Raw genomic sequence first — 19,096 nt, 5'->3', positions numbered from 1 at the left:
AACTTAGCATCGGCTATGTAAAAGTTCATGGACTGGTTTCAGGAAATTGATGGCTATTGCGAGCGCTTGACGCCCGCTTATTGGGCCGAACCGATAAACGCGGTGACAAACGCGGCGTTTCTGATTGCAGCATTTGTCATGTGGCGGCGCGTGCGCGGGCAGGGGATGCCGCTGGCGATGCTGTTGGTGGCCATTCTGACTGCCATCGGGCTTGGCAGCTACCTGTTCCATACCAACGCGCAGGTCTGGGCCGCCATGGCGGATGTTCTGCCGATTTTGCTGTACATCCTGGTCTACATTTTCGCGATCAACCGGGACGTCTGGCACATGCGGCCGCTTACGGCCGGGATCGTGACGGCGCTGTTCATTCCCTATGCCGCAGCTACGGTGCCCTTGTTCCAGCTTGTGCCGGGATTGGGTGGATCAGCAGCTTATGTCCCGGTGCCGCTGCTGATCTTGATCTACGCGTTCCTTTTGCGCCGCCGGGTGCCGGACACCGCCCGTGGTCTGGCCATCGGGGCGATGATCCTGATCGCATCGATCACCTTTCGTGCTCTGGACGAACCCATATGTGGGCAGATCCCATTGGGCACGCATTTCATATGGCACATCCTGAATGCCCTCATGCTGGGCTGGATGATCGAGGTGTATCGTAGGCACCCGAGGCGCGCGGCTCAGGCCTGAAACGCTGCGGCCAGTTCTGCGGGCAGGTCAAATTCAGACAGCACGCGTGCGCGGCCTTGATCCGACATCTTGCGCGCGGTTTTCTCGACGATGCTTTGGATTTTCTCGGCCGAGTGCTTTTCGGCGAACGGTGCGAAATACCATTTAAGGAAAACGAAACAGATCACATCCTCCAGCGCCTGCACCTCGTCGTCACGCTTAATGCCTTGTTTGCGCAGCATCCGACCGGCAGATTCCACATCATCGGCAGAGTACCCGTTCTGCTCCATAAGCCCCATCACGACCTCGGCGTGGTGGACGCCCTGCGCCTTGCGCCAGGCCAGATATCCAGCGCGACCTTCGGGGTATTCGCCGCGCGCCAGTTTCCACCGCTCCACATGCTGACCCCGCGCTGCAATTTGCAATGGGTCGGACGCGTCGGGGAACAACCTGCCCAACTCGGCGCTCATGCGCTGACCATAAAGCAGTTCAGCGGGCTGGCCGTCTTCGAGGTTGGGGTCGTGTGAGTTGGCCGCATCAATTGCGTCCAGAACAGCTTGCTTGCGCGCGTTCATCTTCCATTCCGTTGACTTGCCGGGTCTGCAGGGCAGGCCGGCGGGTTACTTGTGGACCACCGTAGCGATACGCCGCGCGGAACGCAGCAGGCAATTGGCGGGCCGGGGCATTTGGACCCGACCCGGTTTTTGCGGGCTAAATTACTTGCCCGGTTTGTTCTGATCCTGAGTGACAGGTTCCGACACCTGATCGGGGAAAATCAGGCTGCGGGTCAGGGTGTCCATGCTTGGGCCAAAAGCGCCCGCCTGAGCTTGCGCAGCAAGAACCGTAGTGGCCAGTACAAAGGCAGTCATGAACGTTTTCATCGTTTTTCTCCATATAAGGCTGTGCCGTGCCATATGAAATGAACAGTTCAGTTCAGTATTTCAAGATGTGAAGTGAACTAATCGGTTCATTTTTTTAAATAGGGGTATTCAGAAATGAATGATCGGACAGGATTTATGGACCTTTGCTATGCGCTCAAGGGTGGATCAGCGCCTTGGCGGTCTTGCGACCCGGCGACCAGACAGGTAAATGCCCCCTAACGCATATGAGGATATCCGATGTCGATTGACCAAAGCAACGCCGCCAAGGTGGCCAAACTGGCCCGGATCAAGGTCGAGGATGACGCGCTGCCTGCGCTGGCATCCGAATTCAACACCATCCTTGGCTTCATCGAACAACTCAACGAGGTTGATGTCGAAGGTGTCGAACCGATGGTTTCGGTCGAGCCGATGCGCCTGAAACGCCGCGAGGATGTGGTCACTGACGGCAACCAGCAAGACAAGGTTCTGGCCAATGCCCCTGATGCGCGCGAAGGGTTCTTCGCTGTTCCCAAAGTTGTGGAGTAAGACATGAGCGATCTGAACAAACTGGGCCTGGCTGAAGCGCGCGACGCTCTGCGCGCTGGCGACGTAACCTCTGTCGAGCTGACCGAATCCTGCCTGAAGGCGATCGATGACGCCGACGCGCTGAACGCTTTTGTCCACAAAACGCCCGAAATCGCGCTTGAGCGTGCCAAGGCGGCGGATGTGAGAATCAAAGCGGGCGACGCGCCATCGATGTGCGGCCTGCCGATCGGCATCAAGGATCTGTTCTGCACCAAAGGCGTACCCTCGCAGGCGGCTTCCAAAATCCTCGAAGGGTTCAAGCCCGAATACGAATCTACTGTGTCTCAGCAACTGGCGGATTCTGGCGCGGTGATGCTGGGCAAGCTGAACATGGACGAATTCGCCATGGGCTCGTCCAACGAAACCTCCGTGTACGGCAATGCGGTCAGCCCATGGCGCCGGGGCAATGACGATGCGCAACTGACACCCGGTGGCTCGTCCGGTGGGTCGGCCTCGGCCGTCGCAGCAGATCTTTGTCTGGCCGCCACCGGTACCGATACCGGTGGTTCGATCCGCCAGCCTGCTGCATTTGTTGGCATTACTGGCATCAAGCCGACCTATGGTCGTTGCTCGCGCTGGGGCATCGTTGCGTTCGCTTCTTCATTGGATCAAGCCGGGCCGATGACCAAGAACGTGCGCGACGCTGCGATCATGCTCGAGACCATGTGTGGTCACGACCCCAAGGATTCGACCAGCACCGAACTGGCGGTGCCGAATTTTGAGGCGATGCTGACCGGCGATATCAAAGGCAAGAAGATCGGTATCCCGAAAGAATACCGCATGGAAGGCATGCCTGCCGAGATCGAAAAGCTGTGGGCCGAAGGCGCCGAGATGTTGAAAGCAGCGGGTGCTGAAATCGTCGACATTTCGCTGCCGCACACCAAGTATGCGCTGCCCGCATACTACGTGATTGCACCGGCCGAAGCATCCTCGAATCTCGCCCGCTACGACGGTGTCCGCTATGGCCGCCGCGCGCAGCTGGCACAGGGCGACGGCATCACCGAGATGTACGAAAAAACCCGCGCCGAAGGCTTTGGCCACGAAGTGCAGCGCCGGGTCATGATCGGCACCTACGTTCTGTCGGCAGGGTTCTACGATGCATATTACAACCGCGCCCGTAAGGTGCGGACACTGATCAAGAAAGACTTCGAAGATGTCTTCGCCGCAGGGATCGACGCAATCCTGACGCCTGCTACCCCTTCGGCGTCCTTTGGTCTGGGCGAGATGACCGAGGCGGACCCGGTGCAGATGTACCTCAACGACGTCTTTACCGTGACAGTGAACCTTGCCGGTTTGCCCGGTATCTCGGTTCCCGCAGGTTTGGACCAACAGGGATTGCCGCTGGGGCTGCAGCTGATCGGCCGCCCGTGGGAAGAAGGCGATTTGCTGAACACAGCTTATGCGTTGGAAAGTGCCGCCGGATTTGTGGCCAAGCCGGGCAAATGGTGGTAATCCTCGGATCAGGCAAGACCAGCTAATACGGAGCAGCTGAATGCGCTTTACGCTTCTGATCCCCGCAATCGGACTTGTGGCCGCCTGCAACACGGTGGCCCCGGTCCAGGGTACTGGATTTAACACGCCTCAATATCAGGCACAGCGCGAGGCCGCGCTGGCCGGGCCGGGCTACACCGGCAACCCATTGACCGGCCCTGCTGAAGTGTCAGAACAACAGTTGGGCGCACCCGGCACCACGCCGACCGGGGACAACGCTGATATCGCGTCGGCAACGGCGGCTGCATTGGCCAACACGTCGGGGCAAAGCACGTTGACGCAAGTCCCGCTGTCCGCCGCCAGTAACAATGCGATCTCCGACGAACAGGATTTTGCGGCTGTATCAGGACGTCGCACGATCGAAAACGACGCGGCCCTGATTCAACAGAACCGCCAGACCTACGAAGTTGTCACCCCGACTGCTGTCCCGCAGCGCGGATCGGACGGCCAGCCCAATATCGTGCAATACGCTCTAAGCACCTCGAATCCCGTCGGCACGCAGCTATACAGTCGCGCAGGCTTTAATCTCGAGGCTAAAGCCCAGCGGAATTGCGCCAAGTTCCCGTCGCCTGATCAGGCTCAGATCGAGTTCCTGGCCAATGGTGGCCCACAGCGTGATCGCAACGGGCTGGACCCGGATGGGGATGGGTATGCATGTGGCTGGGATCCAAGTGCATTCCGCAGTGCCGTCAACAACTGATCCACAAGCGCCAATCTGGCACGCTTCGCCTAACTACGGACCACGCAGGGACGGGCTGAAGCCGTCCCTGATCGTTTTGCACTATACGGCGATGAACAGCGCGCAAGAGGCGCTGGACAGGCTATGCGATCCCGTCCACGAAATTTCGGCGCACTACCTGATAGGTGGTGACGGAACACTCTGGCAGTTGGTGCGGGAAGAGGACCGCGCCTGGCACGCAGGGGCTGGCGAGTGGCACGGTCAGAGCGACATCAACTCCCGTTCGATCGGTGTCGAACTAGACAACACCGGCAAACACCCATTCTCAGAACCGCAAATGCAACGGTTGGAGAAATTGTTGCATAAGATCATGCACCGTTGGACCATCCAGCCAAACGGCGTTATCGGCCATTCCGACATGGCACCCGGGCGAAAATTCGATCCGGGCCCACGATTTGACTGGCTGCGGCTGGAACGCAACGCGCTGGCCGCATCACGCGAACAAGGCGATGGTCGACAAGATGCCCCACAGGACCGATTTCGTACCCTGGCTCAAGCGGCCGGATTCAGTGCTGAAGTAGACGACGAAACCCTCCTGAATGCCGTTCGTCTGCGATATCGCCCCTGGGGCAAAGGGCCATTGCGGCCAGCCGACTTCGCGCCCTTGACCCCACAATCCTGATCCGCTCTTCAACGGGCAAAAATATCCCCGGGGGTGAATTGGCCGCAGGCCCAGAAGGGGCTGGCCCCTTCGCACGCTCTCCACTCTTGACGCGGCTTGGCACAAGGCATACCCACCGTTTGCGCGGAGGGCCGGATGGCCGCTGGGGTCGCAAGGCCCGAGAGGAAAGTCCGGACTCCACAAGACAACGGTGCCGGGTAACGCCCGGGCGGGGAAACCCGACGGAAAGCGCCACAGAAATCAGACCGCCCCGGATTTCGGTCAGGGGTAAGGGTGAAACGGTGGGGTAAGAGCCCACCGCGCCGCTGGCAACAGTGGCGGCACGGCAAGCCCCACCGGGAGCAATGCCAAATAGGGTCCCCGCGCGGGCAGGTCGGCGTCAGCCGATACCGCCGCTAGGCACGTCCTGGCCAAGAGGGACCGGGTTGGCAGCTTGAGCCGCGCAGCAATGCGCGGTCTAGAGGAATGGTCATCGAAGGGGGCAACCCCGGAACAAGATCCGGCTTACAGGCCCTCCGCGCATAACTCTGTTCACTTACCGGGCGGCGTGTAAGCCCCGGTCAGCTTGGCAGCCTTCTTGGTAATGGCGGCAAAGTCCTTCGCCTTCCAGGCGCGTACTGTTTCAACGTTTGATACTGCACCCGAGGCCGCAACGGCCATTCCAATTGCTACTGCGTCAGTGCCATCCGGAACTTCGCTTACGACCACCACGTCATTTTCGCCGGTCGTCATGTAAAAAGCCAAAAGCTTGCCGCCTACTTTTTTCAGCAACGCCCGGACGGCCGCCGTGCGGTCTGCAGGCTTCTTCAGCATTCCTTTGACGCCATCCTGGGAGTAGGTCGCATAAGTGATGAAAATAGGCATAAGTCTTCTCCTTGTTTCAATGGTTTGGAACGCTGAAATTGGCCGGTTCCGCGGCCTGGAAACGGGACTCAAAAAATGCTCACAACGGCGTCCAGGACGACCCAGAAACCCACAGCAATCAGGGCCAAGCCAGTCAAAGTGGGCAACCAGCGTGCGCCCGGCAGCAGCTTTTCCAAAGCCACGTAAATGGCGATTCCGGCAATCCAGTACAGGTTCATGATCCCGCCGACGAACAGCAGCGCCATCAAGGCCCAGCAACAGCCCAGACAGTACAGCCCATGCAAAGCACCAATTCGGAACGCACCAAACGCGCCGGGTTTGTGATGATCGGCGAGGAACCGGGCAGGGCTTTGACAATGCCGCAGACAGGCAGACTTGAGGTCCGACAGCTGATACGCGCCTGCCGTTATCAGGACGCAGCCAGCAAATGTTTTGGACCGGATTGTCATCATTGGACCATCGGACAGCCCGATGCTTTCCAGCCCCCATTGCAACCCCGTCGCGGCAAGGCTGAATAAAGCCCAGGCGATCAGGTAGCCTGCGAGAAAGCAAAAGCTGAACTGCGCGGCCTTGTCACGTTCAGGTCCCGCACGCTTTATCGCCGAATACAGCAAGACCGCAGGTGCGGCGCTGGGGGTCATCATCGCGATCATCATGACCCACCACATCAGAAAGATCAGGATTACGTATTGCAGGCCCCAACCGGGCGCTTCACCCATTTGCATGGGCTCTCCGATCGGACCCGCCATCGTGGTCATTTCGGTGGCCGTCATGTTCATGCCGATCCCGGTGATGGTGTACCAGGCTGCAACCAGAACGATCAGCGACACACCGGCCAGCACGATGACCCGCTCACGCCGCATAAGCCGCTCAACCGCTCCGGTGCCGGGCGGTGTGGGATGGGATGTCATGATGACCCCCGGATCAGGCGCCCAAGACTCCGTGGCCCGAAATGTTCAGGTGGGCCAGATGAGCGTGTGTCGCGTCAAAGGTCAGGCTAATTTCGCCGCCATGTGTCTTGGCCGAGCCCGAGGCAGCTTCGGCGTGCCGGTATTCAAACCCGTTTGGCAGCTGAATTGACGCCCGGTGCGCCGCACCCGAAACGATATGCGGAATCGGGCTGACTTCGATATCGAATACGCCGTTCACCTTTGCAAAACCGGTGCGCTCGTCGCGGTCCCAGTTCAGCTCGATCGGAACGAAAAGCGTTTCATGTTTGGTCGGAGCCATGGCGCTGTAGACATACCAGAAGGTTGCCATTTCATCAGTATCTTCACCGGTCATGATGGCTTGCAGGGCTGCGCGCTGATCGGCGCTGGCGCTGGCATCTATGATCAGTTGCATCTGACCGTTGCCCTCATGGATCGGGCCGGGCCAGTAGTACACCCCAGCCGCCCTCACGCCCGCCAGATCTGTGTCCCCATAGTGACCGCTTTCGATGTCGAATACGACGACGGCCTCGCAATTGCCATGTGTCGGAAGTACGCTGAACTGGCAAGGGCAACCGAAGTTGCAGTTACAATTGGCCAGCTCTTCGCCCTTAATAGTCCATTCAGTCATGATGCCCCCTAAACAAAATCAATCGTGCAAACGCTGCTTGCACGGTTGCTTGCCTGTTCATGGTGCCTCGAAGATCGAGCCAGAAATTGGCTTCTTTGGATTGTTGATGGCGCGGTTACTATCACAAATTCGAATTTCTGACAAATTAGACATGCACTTGTGCAGGAATACGCCTGTTACATGTTCACTTGCTGAAACGAAGCCACCATTGGTCAGCTTTGCGCTAGCGTTAGGGCATCTGCTTAATCCGTGGATTATTGAGTCGCAGATATCTGCTATATTGCAAAAACGCATTTTGAATATTGGGAGGATTGTTATGAGTTTCATGAAGGCACTGGCTTCGGTCGCGGTTGGATTTGCCGCCGCAAAAGGCATGGACAAATACAAGCAGATGGGCGGAATGGCCGGTCTGCAGGACATGATGCAGGGCGCCGGGGGCGGCTTTGGCATGGATCAACTGGGCAAGATGGCAGAACAGTTCGGGATGCCGGGGGGTGCCGGTGGGCTGCAAGAGATAATTGGAAAGCTTGGCATGGCCAATCCGGCCGGGGCCGCTGGTCTCGGTGGACTGATGAACGCCATGCAGGGGGCAGCAAAGTCAGGCAGCCAGCAGACCGCCGACATGATGGATACGGTATTCAAAGGCACACCAGGGGGCGCGGCGATGGAGGAGCAGGCCAAGCTGATGCTGCGCGCGATGATCCAGGCAGCAAAGGCGGACGGAGAGCTAGATGAGCAAGAGAAGGAAACCATTCTGGGCGAATTGGGTGATGACATCAGCGATGAAGAACGCGCCTTTGTCCAGGATCAGTTGAATGGCCCGATTGATGTGATCGGCCTGGCTGCTGATTCCGGTGCGCCATTGAAAGCGCAGGTCTATGCTACGTCTCTGGCGGCGATTCGTCTGGATAACCAGCGCGAGGCCTCTTACCTTTTTCAACTGGCCACTGCGCTGGGTTTATCTGATGCCGAACGCGACCAGATTCACACGTATATGGGCGCGCCGACACTTTCGACCTAGGCCTGATCCCTGATCAGCCGATCATGTGCCCAATTGCCCTTGACACGAGCCGTGCAAGGCGTAAAAGCGCACGCTCATAGGAATTCAACCGAAAGGCCCCTGCCTTTTCGGACGCAGGAGATAACCATGGCGAAGCCGACGACAATCAAGATCCGTCTGAACTCGACCGCGGGCACGGGCCACTTCTACGTGACCAAAAAGAACGCTCGCACCATGACCGAGAAAATGACCGTTCGTAAATACGATCCGGTTGTTCGGAAACATGTCGAGTACAAGGAAGGCAAGATTAAGTAATCTGCCGTCCAACTTGGACAGAATGGAAAAGGGTTTCGCTGATGCGGAACCCTTTTTCTTTGTGCATGCGGCTGGGTGAAATGTCCGGGATCAGGAATTGGCCGTTGCAGTGACGCATCAGCGTAACGGCCATTCGGTTGGGCGCCGGGTTGCTTTTTGGAACCCCTTGGCCATACGCTTCAGCAAATCGTTCCAAAATGTTGGTCGCCATGAAAAAAATCTTGTTATCCACAATTGCCGTATTCGCCCTTGCGGCTTGTGAAGACCCCTATAACCGCTCGGGTGTTGGCTTCACGGGCATCGATGGTGAGCCGCGGACCCTCTCGGATGTTCCGGGTGCGGTCTCGTTCCTTCCCGACGCCACGAATATTCCGGCGGAATTGGCTTTGTTGCCATCCATCCCGGTCGTAACGGATCAGACCGAGGCGGAAAAAGTAGCCCGCGTCGCGATCGACAATGGCGGACGCAGCGACACAAACGCAGTTGTTCTGACCGGTTCGGACATGAACCTGTTCTTAAGCACTGTCAGCGTGAACGGCACTTTGTTCGGTGTGCTTAGGACCGAAAACAACAGCACCCGTGTGGACAACAACGTCGGCGCAGCCTTTGGCCAAAATGCCGAACAGTTTACCGGGTGCCTGCCTGCGGGTGACGTGTTCCGCAAGGGGTCGTCGTCGCGCAGCTCGGGTTTTGCGGTTGCTCTGAACTGCAGCTGATCGAACCAAAAAGATAAAAATAAAGAAAGCCTCCACCGTGTTGGTGGAGGCTTTCTTTGTTCTTAACGTCACAAGTCTGCGCCGCCTGTTTACCTTCTCGGACGGGATGCCATGCAGCGAGGCAAACAAAAAAAAGCGGGCCAAATCTGGCCCGCCTTTGAATTCGAATTCCGGCTGTCTTATTCGCGGTTGCCGAACAACTGCAGCAGGAACATGAACATGTTGATAAAGTCCAGATACAGGCTCAGCGCGCCCATGATTGCGGCTTTACCCAACCATTCCTGGTCGCCCGAATGGGCCATCTGCAGGTAGGTGGTTTTGATCTTCTGGGTGTCATAGGCGGTCAGACCAGCAAAGATCAGAACGCCGATTACCGAGATCGCGTACATCATCGCGGGTGACTGCAGGAAGATGTTTACAACCATCGCCACGATCAGGCCAATAAGACCCATGATCAGGAATGTACCCATTCCAGACAGGTCTTTCTTGGTGACGTAGCCGTACAAGGACAGTCCTGCGAAAGCGATCGACGTGATCAGGAACACCTGAATGATCGACATGCCGGTAAAGGCAATGAAAATCCAGCTGATCGACAGGCCCATCACCGCTGCGAATGCATAGAACACCAGCTGTGCAGCTGCGGCGGACAAGCGGTTGATACCGGCGCTAAAGCCAAAGATGAACGCCAGCGGTGCAAACATGATCACCCAGCGCAGAGGCGATGTATAGATCGCGGCACCCAGCGACGTCAGATAGGTGCCCGAGCTGATTTGCCCGGCTGCGGCCGATGGGTCGGTTGTGGTTGCAAGCCCGGAAATGGCCCAGGCCGCCATGAATGTAATCAGCATGCCCACAGACATCGTGCCGTAGACTTTGTTCATATGGGCGCGTAGGCCCTCGTCAATCTGGGCAGCGCGCGCACCGGTCGCCGTCCGGATCGTGTCAAATTGTGCCATTAAGGGTCTCCCTTTGCATATTTCTTGTCGGACCAATGAAATTGGCACCGTTCCCCGCAAATATCGGCAAGTGCGGGCTGTGTTTCAAGGGTTTAACGCCCGAAACTGGCTAAAACACGCAACAAAAATGGCAGCCCGACGGTTCGCGCTGCCATTCACCGAGAAAAGGTGCAGTGTCGAATCACTTTTGCCAGAACTCCGGCGCATCCCAAATGGATCGTGACGCCTCGGTTTCGGCCTGTTGGCGGGTGATGCCGATGTCTTCCAGAGCGCGATCATCAAGTCTGGCAAGCGTTTGGCGCTGGCGCAGAAGAGACAGCGAGTCCAGAAGCGAGGACAACAAAGAGCGACGCTGCGGTTTGCAGTGCTGTTTGATTGCAATTTGGGTCATATTTATTGTCCTTTCTCTATTTCATGATGGTTTATCGTCTTTCCATCAACTTCCTTGATTTATATGGCGCAACATGTCACATTTTGAAAATGAATATTTATGAAGAGATGCATAAGGATTTGTGAACATGCGAAATCTGGATATCACCACGCTTCGTTCCTTCGTTGCCGTTGCTGACCAGGGTGGCGTCACACGGGCCGCCGGATTTCTGCATCTGACGCAATCCGCCGTGTCAATGCAGTTGAAGCGGTTGGAAGAGCTGCTGGGCCTTGAATTGTTGGACCGTAGTGGGCGCACAATTGCGTTGACTGCATCCGGTGAACAGCTGTTGGCCTATGCCCGGCGCATGATCGCGCTGAATGACGAAGTAATCTCAAAGCTCACGGATCAGGCCTATGAAGGCGAGGTTGTTCTGGGCGTTCCACATGACATCGTTTACCCGGCCATCCCGCGGGTCTTGCAGCGTTTCAATGCTGACTTCCCGCGGGTTCGGGTGCAGCTGATTTCGTCATATTCCCTTCAGCTGAAAGAAATGTTCAAACGCGGCGAATGCGATCTGATCCTGACAACCGAAGCATCAGCCAGTGATGGATCGGAGACCGTCGCTGAGTTGCCCTTGCGGTGGATTGGGGCGCCGGGCGGGTCAGCATGGCGTAAGAATCCGATTCCATTGGCCGTTGGGCGGCGGTGCGCGTTTCGGCCCCAGATGATTTCGGCCCTCGATGCGGAAGGTATCCCGTGGGAACTGTCAGTCGAAACAGAAAACGACCGCACGATCGAGGCGACTGTCAGCGCGGATCTGGCTGTTCATGCGATGCTGGACGGGACCGAACCCGCACATCTTGAACAGATCGACACCGGAGGGGCATTGCCGGAACTGCCGGCCCACATGATCAATCTGTATGGGGGCGAGACCGGGCGCGGCGCCGTCGTCGAAGCGCTGGCCGCGCTGGTGCGTCAGAATTTTCGTATTCTGGGCAGTGTACCGCTCAAGGCTGTCGTGGGGTAAGCGCCCGTCAGGGAGTAATAACCACTTTGCCGGTGGCCACGCGGTCGCGCAGCAACTGCATGCCTTTGTCGGCCTCGGCCAGCGGAAGAACGTGGCTGATATGCGGCTTGATCCGCCCCTCGGCGAGCCAGCCGAACAGCGTGTCAAAGCTGTCCTGAACGACCTGAGGTCGGAATCTCAGGTAGCCGCCGATGTAAAACCCAATCACGGTCAGGTTCTTTACCAAAAGATGGTTGGCCGGAATTTGGGGAACGTCGCCGCCCGCAAACCCGATGGGCAACAGACGGCCTTCGGGGTTGGTTGCCCGGAACGCGGCCTTGAAGACATCCCCTCCGACAGCGTCATAGACGACATCCGCGCCGCCCAGTTCCTTGACGCGTGCGCGCAGGTCTTCCGAGGCGTCGATCAGGTGATCCGCACCGGCCGCGCGGGCCACATCCAGTTTTTCCTGCCCGCGGGCATGGGCAATTACCGTCGCGCCCATCAGCTTGCCGATTTCGACGGCGGTAAGTCCAACCCCACCTGCGGCACCGGTCACCAAAAGGGTCTCGCCCGGCCTTAGATGCGCCCGGTGATCAAGGGCGATATGGCTGGTGCCGTAAGCGATCTGAATGGCCGCTGCATTTTCAAAGCTAATTGCACCCGGCAGTGGAATTGCTCGGCTCGCATCAAAAACGCCATATTCCGCCAGCCCGCCCTGACCGGAATATACGGCTACACGGTCCCCGACATTCAAGCGCGTAACGCCGCCACCTAACTTGTCGACAACGCCAGCGACTTCCATACCCAGCGTGAACGGAGCTTCGGGCGTGTCCTGATACGTACCCTTCTGCATCAGCAGGTCGGCAAAATTCAATCCGCAGGCCTTGATCGCGATGCGCACTTGCCCGGTGCCGGGTTCGGGAAGGTCAATATCAGCCAATTGGGCGGCGCTTCCCTGGGATTGAATCGTGAATGCCTGCATGATCGCGCTCCGTAATTTTGGGGCATAGATTCTTTTCGGCTAGGGTTTGTCAATCTTTTCCCCAGCCAATTCAGCTCGTTTCAGATGTATGGTGGTGGGTGTGGGGACTATCCCAGCATTAAAAACACACAACCCTAAATCTTTGTGACCCGAAACAGATTCAACCTTCTTGAAAAATTACCCAAATGCGGCAATATTGCGCTATGGTACTGTTTTGGGGGTATGTTCCAAATTAGGGAGTGGTTAAGTGCGACTCGCTAGTGTTGCGATGAAAAGCAACGCGCGCCCCAGGTAGTTGTGTGTAAAAGAGGAGAATACCAATGACCCATCACGTCGATGTCCATGTGGGCAAGCGCGTCCGGCATCGCCGCTGGCTGATTGGCATGACCCAGCAGCAGCTGGCGGAGCAAGTTGGTATTAAGTTTCAACAAATTCAAAAGTATGAAACTGGGGCCAACCGGATCAGCGCGTCTCGCCTGTGGGACATTGCCGAGGCATTGGACGTTCCCGTCAGCTTTTTCTTTGAAGGTCTGGAAGAGGCCGAAAAAGAGACCTCTGGCAAAAAGTCGGTTCCTGCCGATCTGATGGGGGACAAGGAAGCGCTGGACCTCGTGCGGTCCTATTACGCGATTCCCGAAAACCAGCGCCGCCGCCTGTTCGAGCTTGCTCGGGTTCTCAGCGACGTCGCATAAATTAGCGGGTTGACTTCAAACCGTGCGCGCCTCACGGGTTACGCATGCAAGAGACCTCTCTAAGCGATCTGGAAGTTGCCGAAGAAATGGCCGACGCGGCGCGTGCGGCCATTCTTCCGTATTTCCGGCAAACTAATCTGGACACCACGAACAAATTGGATGGTGGGTTTGACCCCGTCACTATAGCCGACCGAAACGCCGAAAAGGCGATGCGCGCGGTTCTGGCTCGCTATCGGCCCGAAGATGGCATTTTCGGCGAAGAGTTTGGTCGCGAAGAAGGCTCCAGCGGACGAACTTGGGTTCTGGACCCCATCGACGGTACTCGCGGTTTCATCAGCGGTACTCCGACTTGGGGGGTTCTGATTGCTCTCAGCACAACTGACGGCCCGATTATGGGGGTGATCGACCAGCCCTATATCGGCGAACGGTTTGTGGGTTCGGCGGATATCGCGCAGGTCACCGGCCCATCCGGAACGGCACCGTTGAAGACACGCTCGACATCCGCCTTGGATCAGGCGGTTGTTTTTACGACCTTCCCAGAGGTTGGCACACCTGAGGACCGCGCAGGGTTCGAAGCGGTGGCCCGGCAAGCAAAGCTGACCCGTTATGGCATGGATTGTTATGCCTATGCGCTGGTGGCGACGGGTCAGGTTGATCTGGTGATCGAATCGAGCCTGAACGCCTATGACATTCAGGCCCCCATAGCAGTGATAGAGGCAGCTGGTGGGGTTGTGACTGACTGGCGGGGCGGTCCCGCCCATAATGGCGGGCGGGCTCTGGCGGCGGCGAATCCCGAGCTGCACGCGGTCGCACTGGAAATCCTGCGCAACTACTGAAACTGGTTGCCGCAATTTGGCCGGTCGGGTAGGTTCTACGCGGCTGGTTCTTATGCCCGTTTTCCGCCAGCCTTTGCACTTCTTGCATGAGACGGGCTGTTGCAGGAGGGCGAATTGACCGAAATCCTTATCAAAAATGCAGATACCATTCTAACGATGGATGACGCGCGGCAAGAGTTGTCAGGCGCAGACATTCTGATCGTGGGGGGGCAGATCGCGCAGATCGGCCACAACTTGCAAACCGACGGTGAGATCCACGATGCTGCTGGTTGTGTTGTGACGCCCGGGCTGGTGAATACCCATCACCATCTGTACCAAACCATGACGCGGGCTGTACCGGGCGGGCAGGATGCATTGCTGTTCGGATGGTTGCAGACACTCTATCCGATCTGGTCCCGTTTCGGCCCTGAAGAGATGTTTGTGTCGGCTCAGATTGGTCTGGCTGAATTGGCTCTGTCGGGCTGTACGCTCAGCTCTGACCACCTTTACCTTTACCCCAACGGCGCGCGCCTGGACGATACGATCGCTGCCGCCGCCGAAATTGGTCTGCGATTCCATCCGACCCGCGGAGCGATGAGTATCGGGGAAAGCGACGGCGGGTTGCCGCCAGATGCATTGGTCGAGGTGGAATCCGATATCCTCGACGACATGATCCGCGTGGTTGACGCGTTTCATGATCCATCCGTTGGGGCGATGTGCCGGGTAGGGTTGGCACCTTGCTCCCCGTTTTCCGTCAGCAGGGACCTGATGCGCGACACAGCAATCCTTGCGCGCGACAAAGGTGTGATGCTGCACACTCATCTGGCGGAAAATGATGAGGATATAGCGTATTCGCAGGCGCAGTTCGGGTGCCGCCCTGGTCAATATGCCGAAGATCTGGGTTGGACCGGATCAGACGTCTGGCACGCGCATTGCGTGAAACTGGACGGGGCCGAGATTGATCTGTTCGCCAGAACCCAAACGGGCGTGGCGCATTGCCCGTGCTCAAACTGCCGCTTGGGGTCCGGTATCGCACCGGTTCGAACCATGCGTGATCACGGGGTTCCGGTGGGTCTGGGCGCCGACGGTTCGGCCAGCAACGATAACGGCAGTCTGATCCTCGAGGCCCGACAGGCCATGCTGCTGCAGCGCGTTGCCAATGGCGCGGATGCGATGTCGTCACGCGAAGCGTTGGAAATCGCGACACGCGGCGGGGCAGACGTGCTGAACCGCCCTGATTGTGGTCGGCTAGAGCCCGGCAAGCGCGCTGACATCGCCATATGGGACACGCGTGGTATCGAAAGTGCAGGCAGCTGGGACCCGGCCGCATTGCTGTTGGCCGGACCGATGAAGGTGAAACACCTGTTTGTTGAAGGCCGCCAGATCGTGCGCGACGGGCATGTCACGACGTTGGACCTGCCGCGCGTGATCGAACGGCAGACCCAATTGGCCCGCGCTTTGCAGGCCTAGGAAGACACGCGGCGACCGGCGATCCAAACCTCAGCAATCGCCCGGTCGTCACCCATCATGATCGTAGGAAAGATCGCCTCCCACAGATCATCTGCGCAGGCCTCACGCTGGGCAATTGCGGGGGTTGAGGCGAGGTCAAGAACGACCAGATCAGCCTCCATCCCCGGTGCGACATTGCCAATGCAATCATCCATCCGCAGCGTACGGGCCGAGCCAACCGTGCCCAGCCACAGCAGTTGTGCCGCGTGCAGCGGCGAGCCGCGCAGCTGCCCGATTTCATAGGCCGAGGCCATCGTGTGCAGCATTGAAAAGCTCGACCCGCCACCAGTATCTGTTGCCAGACCAACCCGGTGCCCTTCGCCCATCAGCCCGTCCATGTCGAACAAGCCGGATCCGATAAACGTGTTCGAGGTCGGGCAATGGATCAGCGAGGCGTCAACCTCGCGCAGCCGGTCACGTTCGCGCGATTCCAGATGGATGACATGGCCGTAAACGCCATGTGAGCCCAGCAGTCCGAACTTTTCATAGGTATCCAAATAGTCTCGCGCATCAGGGAAAAGCTCACGAACCCATGAGATTTCGTCTGTCTGCTCGCTCAGGTGTGTTTGCATCAGGCAATGCGGGTGTTCGGCCCACAGTGCGCCCATCGCCTCAAGCTGCTCGGGCGTGGATGTGGGCGAGAACCGTGGTGTGATGGCGTAGGATATCCGGTCGACACCGTGCCATTTCTCAAGCAGCGCCTGCGATTGATCATAGGCCGTCTGCGGGGTATCCCGCAGCCCTTCGGGCGCGTTGCGATCCATGCAGGTTTTGCCTGCCACCACACGCTGCCGGCGTTGCTGCGCGGCTGTGAAGAATGCGTCGACGCTTTCGGGGTGGATGGTGCAGAAACTGCACATTGTTGTGGTGCCATGCGAGGCCGTCAGATCCAAATAACGGTTGGCGATCTCGGCTGCATAGTCGGGATTCCCGAACTTCATTTCCTCGGGGAAGGTATATGTGTTCAGCCAGTCGATCAGGCGCTTTCCCCAACTGGCGATCATGGCAGTCTGTGGGTAATGGACATGCGCATCTACAAAGCCTGCCATAATCACGTGCTGACCGTGGTTTACGACTTCGGCATCGGGGTTCGCGGATATCAAGCTGTCGGCCTCGCCGACTGCAGATATGCGGCCGCCCTCGATCAGGACCGCTTCGCTGATTGTCACAGCCTCTGTCGGCTCACCTTCGAATGGTGATCCGTTGAAGCTCAGGACACGCCCTTTCAGCAGCGTTTTTTGCGCCATTTCCGTTCATCTCCGCCTGTATGGGACTGCGAAACAGCATAGTGGGGCGAAACTTGTCGGTAAATCGGCGCATTGTCATTGTTTTCCGGTAGCTGCTTCTTCTAATTAGGGGTCAATGCGCGAACCAACCGGGGGCAGACATGACGACAGGCTATGATGAACCCGTAATCGATTCCGCAAGCGAGGAAGACGTCTATGCGCTGGATCGCCGGACAGTTGCCGCGATCCTGTATGCGGTTGATGTGGAAGATCGCGACAAGCTGATCGAGCTGATGGAGCCGCTGCACCCTGCGGACATTGCTGACCTTCTTGAACAGATTAATCCCTATGACCGTGGGCGTTTGATCCGTCTTTACGACAAGGAATTTGACGGCGATATCTTATCCGAACTGGATGAGTCCGTCCGCGAAGAGGTTATCAGTGTCCTGCGCCCCGACGTTCTGGCCGACGCCGTGCGGGAAATGGAGAGCGATGACGTCGTCGACCTGCTGGAAGACCTTGAAGAGCCGCAGCAAGAAGCCATCCTGGACGCGTTGGAAGATTCCGAGCGGATCGCCGCGGAACAGGCGCTGTCCTATCCGGAAAACTCAGCCGGTCGCCTCATGCAGCGCGAGGTGGTCATGTCGCCCGAGCATTGGACCGTGGGGCAGACCATCGATTTCATGCGCGCCAATGATGACTTGCCGGAACAGTTCTATCACGTTGTTCTGGTTGATCCGCGGCTCAAACCGGTGGCACAGGTCACGCTGGGCAAGCTGATGGCAACCCGGCGCGAAGTGCCGTTGCACGACATCGCCGAAGAGGAATTTCACACCATCCCCGTCGATCAGGACGAAGAGGATGTGGCCTACGCCTTTAACCAGTACCACCTGATTTCCGCCCCGGTGGTCGATGCCGATGGGCGTTTGGTCGGCGTGATTACCATTGATGACGCCATGGTTGTTCTGGACGAAGAATACGAAGAGGACATGTTACGCCTTGCCGGCGTCAGCGACGAAAGCTCGCTGTCCGACAGTGTCGCCGCAACCAGTAGGCGGCGCTTGCCGTGGCTGGCCGTCAACCTGTGTACCGCAATATGCGCGTCACTGGTCATCTCGCAGTTCGAAGCGGCGATCAATCAGTTGGTGGCACTGGCAATCCTGATGCCGATCGTTGCCTCGATGGGAGGCAATGCCGGGACGCAGTCACTGACGGTTGCGGTGCGGGCGCTTGCTACGCGCGACTTGACCGGATCGAACGTGGCGCGTGTTATCCGGCGAGAATTGCTTGTGGGTGTGCTCAATGGTCTGTGCTTCGCGACCGTTTTGGGGACTGTCGGCATGATGTGGTTCGATTCACCATTGCTGGGTGTCGTGATCGGCTCGGCCTTGGTCGTGAATATGGCGATCGCAGGCTTCGCAGGTACGGTAGTACCGGTTGTGCTGGATCGTCTGGGCGTTGACCCGGCGCTGGCATCAGGAACCTTTGTAACGACCACAACAGACGTCATGGGGTTCTTCATCTTTCTTGGGCTTGCCAGCGTGGTGCTTCTGTGACCGATCTGACTGAAATCAAGGCCGCCGCGCGCAAGACTGCTTTTGCACGCCGCAAGGCCGCGTTTGATGCGCGTTTGCCGGGGGCGGCCGGGCGGTTGTCCGAAGTGCTTGCGGGGCATCGCGGCGTCCCGATGTCGGGGTACATGCCGATCCGCACCGAAATTGATCCTTTGCCCGCCATGGCCGAGGCGGCGGCTTACGGCCCGGTCGGTGTGCCGGTCATCCAGGCCGCCGGGCAGGCGTTGCGGTTTTCGCGCTGGACGCCCGAGGGCGAGTTAAAGGACGGCCCGTTCGGCGCCAAGGTTCCCGAGATTGACGATTATTTTGATCCCGAGATTCTGGTTGTGCCGCTGGTTGCTTTTGACGCGCAAGGTGGAAGGCTGGGATATGGCGGCGGCTTTTATGACCGGACGCTGGAGGGATTGCGTGCCAAGCGCCCCACACTGGCCATCGGCTTTGCCTTTGAGGCGCAAGAGGCCGAGGGGCTGCCGTTGGAACCCACGGATCAGCCGTTAGATATGGTCATCACTGAAAGCCGAGTACTGACGTTCTCGGCCTGACCG

The 19,096-nt window shown here is 58.1% G+C and carries 24 protein-coding genes and 1 other RNA gene; 15 read left to right on the top strand and 10 right to left on the bottom strand.

Features of this window, described 5'->3' with window-relative positions:
- The first annotated feature begins 27 nt into the window (after positions 1 to 27).
- Complete coding sequence (locus tag DK510_RS17590; RefSeq protein WP_109313192.1) at positions 28 to 684, top strand: ceramidase domain-containing protein; 657 nt, start codon at positions 28 to 30, stop codon at positions 682 to 684.
- On the opposite strand, the gene DK510_RS17585 is transcribed toward DK510_RS17590, so the two are convergent.
- Positions 675 to 1,238 carry a DUF4202 domain-containing protein gene (locus DK510_RS17585; protein ID WP_109313191.1) on the bottom strand — a complete coding sequence of 188 codons (564 nt, stop codon included), beginning with the start codon at positions 1,236 to 1,238 and terminating at the stop codon, positions 675 to 677. The genes DK510_RS17590 and DK510_RS17585 overlap by 10 nt on opposite strands.
- 141 nt (positions 1,239 to 1,379) lie before the next feature.
- A complete protein-coding gene (locus DK510_RS23025) occupies positions 1,380 to 1,544 on the bottom strand; it encodes a hypothetical protein (protein WP_186437502.1) in 165 nt (54 codons plus the stop codon).
- Between the two features lie 237 nt (positions 1,545 to 1,781).
- Between DK510_RS23025 and gatC the strand changes: the two genes are divergently transcribed.
- The 5 genes from gatC (at position 1,782) to rnpB (ending at position 5,483) form a co-directional block, all read left to right on the top strand.
- Positions 1,782 to 2,069 (top strand): Asp-tRNA(Asn)/Glu-tRNA(Gln) amidotransferase subunit GatC, encoded by a 288-nt coding sequence (gatC, locus tag DK510_RS17580; RefSeq protein WP_058275619.1) that lies wholly within the window; start codon positions 1,782 to 1,784, stop codon positions 2,067 to 2,069.
- A 3-nt stretch (positions 2,070 to 2,072) separates the two neighbouring features.
- Positions 2,073 to 3,560, top strand: a complete 1,488-nt coding sequence (gatA, locus tag DK510_RS17575) for an Asp-tRNA(Asn)/Glu-tRNA(Gln) amidotransferase subunit GatA (protein ID WP_109313190.1) — start codon at positions 2,073 to 2,075, stop codon at positions 3,558 to 3,560.
- A gap of 40 nt (positions 3,561 to 3,600) precedes the next feature.
- Positions 3,601 to 4,299 carry a hypothetical protein gene (locus DK510_RS17570; protein ID WP_109313189.1) on the top strand — a complete coding sequence of 233 codons (699 nt, stop codon included), beginning with the start codon at positions 3,601 to 3,603 and terminating at the stop codon, positions 4,297 to 4,299.
- A complete protein-coding gene (locus DK510_RS17565; RefSeq protein WP_109313188.1) occupies positions 4,250 to 4,960 on the top strand; it encodes an N-acetylmuramoyl-L-alanine amidase in 711 nt (236 codons plus the stop codon). Before DK510_RS17570 ends, DK510_RS17565 begins: the two co-directional genes overlap by 50 nt.
- 123 nt (positions 4,961 to 5,083) lie before the next feature.
- Positions 5,084 to 5,483, top strand: an RNA gene (gene rnpB / locus DK510_RS17560) — RNase P RNA component class A.
- Between the two features lie 8 nt (positions 5,484 to 5,491).
- On the opposite strand, the gene DK510_RS17555 is transcribed toward rnpB, so the two are convergent.
- The 3 genes from DK510_RS17555 to DK510_RS17545 all read right to left on the bottom strand — a co-directional run bounded on the left by DK510_RS17555 (position 5,492) and on the right by DK510_RS17545 (position 7,384).
- Entirely contained in the window at positions 5,492 to 5,824 is a 333-nt protein-coding gene (locus DK510_RS17555; RefSeq protein WP_058275623.1) for a GYD domain-containing protein, read from the bottom strand.
- Between the two features lie 68 nt (positions 5,825 to 5,892).
- Complete coding sequence (locus tag DK510_RS17550; RefSeq protein WP_109313187.1) at positions 5,893 to 6,735, bottom strand: DUF2182 domain-containing protein; 843 nt, start codon at positions 6,733 to 6,735, stop codon at positions 5,893 to 5,895.
- Between the two features lie 13 nt (positions 6,736 to 6,748).
- Positions 6,749 to 7,384: a DUF1326 domain-containing protein gene (locus DK510_RS17545; RefSeq protein WP_109313186.1), complete on the bottom strand. Its 636-nt coding sequence runs from the start codon at positions 7,382 to 7,384 to the stop codon at positions 6,749 to 6,751.
- Positions 7,385 to 7,700: 316 nt separating this feature from the next.
- Here DK510_RS17545 and DK510_RS17540 point away from each other — a divergent pair, with 316 nt between their 5' ends.
- Both DK510_RS17540 and rpmG read left to right on the top strand, forming a co-directional pair.
- Complete coding sequence (locus tag DK510_RS17540; protein WP_109313185.1) at positions 7,701 to 8,405, top strand: DUF533 domain-containing protein; 705 nt, start codon at positions 7,701 to 7,703, stop codon at positions 8,403 to 8,405.
- Between the two features lie 126 nt (positions 8,406 to 8,531).
- A complete protein-coding gene (rpmG, locus tag DK510_RS17535) occupies positions 8,532 to 8,699 on the top strand; it encodes a 50S ribosomal protein L33 (RefSeq protein WP_007799108.1) in 168 nt (55 codons plus the stop codon).
- Here rpmG and DK510_RS17530 read toward each other — a convergent pair.
- Positions 8,692 to 8,910 carry a hypothetical protein gene (locus DK510_RS17530; RefSeq protein WP_160116559.1) on the bottom strand — a complete coding sequence of 73 codons (219 nt, stop codon included), beginning with the start codon at positions 8,908 to 8,910 and terminating at the stop codon, positions 8,692 to 8,694. The two genes, rpmG and DK510_RS17530, sit on opposite strands and share 8 nt — an antisense overlap.
- Between DK510_RS17530 and DK510_RS17525 the strand changes: the two genes are divergently transcribed.
- Positions 8,909 to 9,415: a hypothetical protein gene (locus tag DK510_RS17525; protein WP_160116558.1), complete on the top strand. Its 507-nt coding sequence runs from the start codon at positions 8,909 to 8,911 to the stop codon at positions 9,413 to 9,415. The genes DK510_RS17530 and DK510_RS17525 overlap by 2 nt on opposite strands.
- 179 nt (positions 9,416 to 9,594) lie before the next feature.
- Here DK510_RS17525 and DK510_RS17520 read toward each other — a convergent pair whose 3' ends face one another.
- Entirely contained in the window at positions 9,595 to 10,371 is a 777-nt protein-coding gene (locus DK510_RS17520) for a Bax inhibitor-1/YccA family protein (RefSeq protein WP_058275627.1), read from the bottom strand.
- Between the two features lie 181 nt (positions 10,372 to 10,552).
- Positions 10,553 to 10,762, bottom strand: a complete 210-nt coding sequence (locus DK510_RS17515; protein ID WP_109313182.1) for a DUF1127 domain-containing protein — start codon at positions 10,760 to 10,762, stop codon at positions 10,553 to 10,555.
- A 127-nt stretch (positions 10,763 to 10,889) separates the two neighbouring features.
- On the opposite strand from DK510_RS17515, the gene DK510_RS17510 reads away from it, so the two are divergent.
- Positions 10,890 to 11,771 carry a LysR family transcriptional regulator gene (locus DK510_RS17510; protein ID WP_109313181.1) on the top strand — a complete coding sequence of 294 codons (882 nt, stop codon included), beginning with the start codon at positions 10,890 to 10,892 and terminating at the stop codon, positions 11,769 to 11,771.
- Between the two features lie 7 nt (positions 11,772 to 11,778).
- Here the strand turns inward: DK510_RS17510 and DK510_RS17505 are convergent, their stop codons facing one another.
- The gene (locus tag DK510_RS17505; protein WP_109313180.1) at positions 11,779 to 12,735 is read right to left on the bottom strand and encodes an NADPH:quinone oxidoreductase family protein; all 957 of its coding nucleotides are present in this window, start codon (positions 12,733 to 12,735) and stop codon (positions 11,779 to 11,781) included.
- A 320-nt stretch (positions 12,736 to 13,055) separates the two neighbouring features.
- On the opposite strand from DK510_RS17505, the gene DK510_RS17500 reads away from it, so the two are divergent.
- From DK510_RS17500 to DK510_RS17490, 3 genes are all read left to right on the top strand, one after another.
- Positions 13,056 to 13,427: a helix-turn-helix domain-containing protein gene (locus DK510_RS17500; protein ID WP_109313179.1), complete on the top strand. Its 372-nt coding sequence runs from the start codon at positions 13,056 to 13,058 to the stop codon at positions 13,425 to 13,427.
- A 44-nt stretch (positions 13,428 to 13,471) separates the two neighbouring features.
- Positions 13,472 to 14,263: a histidinol-phosphatase gene (gene hisN, locus DK510_RS17495; protein ID WP_109313178.1), complete on the top strand. Its 792-nt coding sequence runs from the start codon at positions 13,472 to 13,474 to the stop codon at positions 14,261 to 14,263.
- A gap of 114 nt (positions 14,264 to 14,377) precedes the next feature.
- Positions 14,378 to 15,712, top strand: coding sequence for an 8-oxoguanine deaminase (locus tag DK510_RS17490; protein ID WP_109313346.1), 1,335 nt, complete (start codon positions 14,378 to 14,380; stop codon positions 15,710 to 15,712).
- Here the strand turns inward: DK510_RS17490 and guaD are convergent.
- A complete protein-coding gene (guaD, locus tag DK510_RS17485) occupies positions 15,709 to 16,998 on the bottom strand; it encodes a guanine deaminase (protein ID WP_109313177.1) in 1,290 nt (429 codons plus the stop codon). The two genes, DK510_RS17490 and guaD, sit on opposite strands and share 4 nt — an antisense overlap.
- A 140-nt stretch (positions 16,999 to 17,138) precedes the next feature.
- Here guaD and mgtE point away from each other — a divergent pair, with 140 nt between their 5' ends.
- Both mgtE and DK510_RS17475 read left to right on the top strand, forming a co-directional pair.
- Positions 17,139 to 18,533 carry a magnesium transporter gene (mgtE, locus tag DK510_RS17480; protein WP_109313176.1) on the top strand — a complete coding sequence of 465 codons (1,395 nt, stop codon included), beginning with the start codon at positions 17,139 to 17,141 and terminating at the stop codon, positions 18,531 to 18,533.
- Positions 18,530 to 19,093 carry a 5-formyltetrahydrofolate cyclo-ligase gene (locus tag DK510_RS17475; protein ID WP_109313175.1) on the top strand — a complete coding sequence of 188 codons (564 nt, stop codon included), beginning with the start codon at positions 18,530 to 18,532 and terminating at the stop codon, positions 19,091 to 19,093. The genes mgtE and DK510_RS17475 overlap by 4 nt, the downstream gene beginning before the upstream one ends.
- Positions 19,094 to 19,096 lie beyond the last annotated feature (3 nt).

The sequence above is a fragment of the Ruegeria sp. AU67 genome (genome assembly GCF_900312795.1).
Classification (GTDB): Bacteria; Pseudomonadota; Alphaproteobacteria; order Rhodobacterales; family Rhodobacteraceae; genus Ruegeria; species Ruegeria atlantica.
The sequence above is the reverse complement of the archived record's forward strand: the minus strand, read 5'-3'. Positions and strand labels throughout refer to the sequence as shown.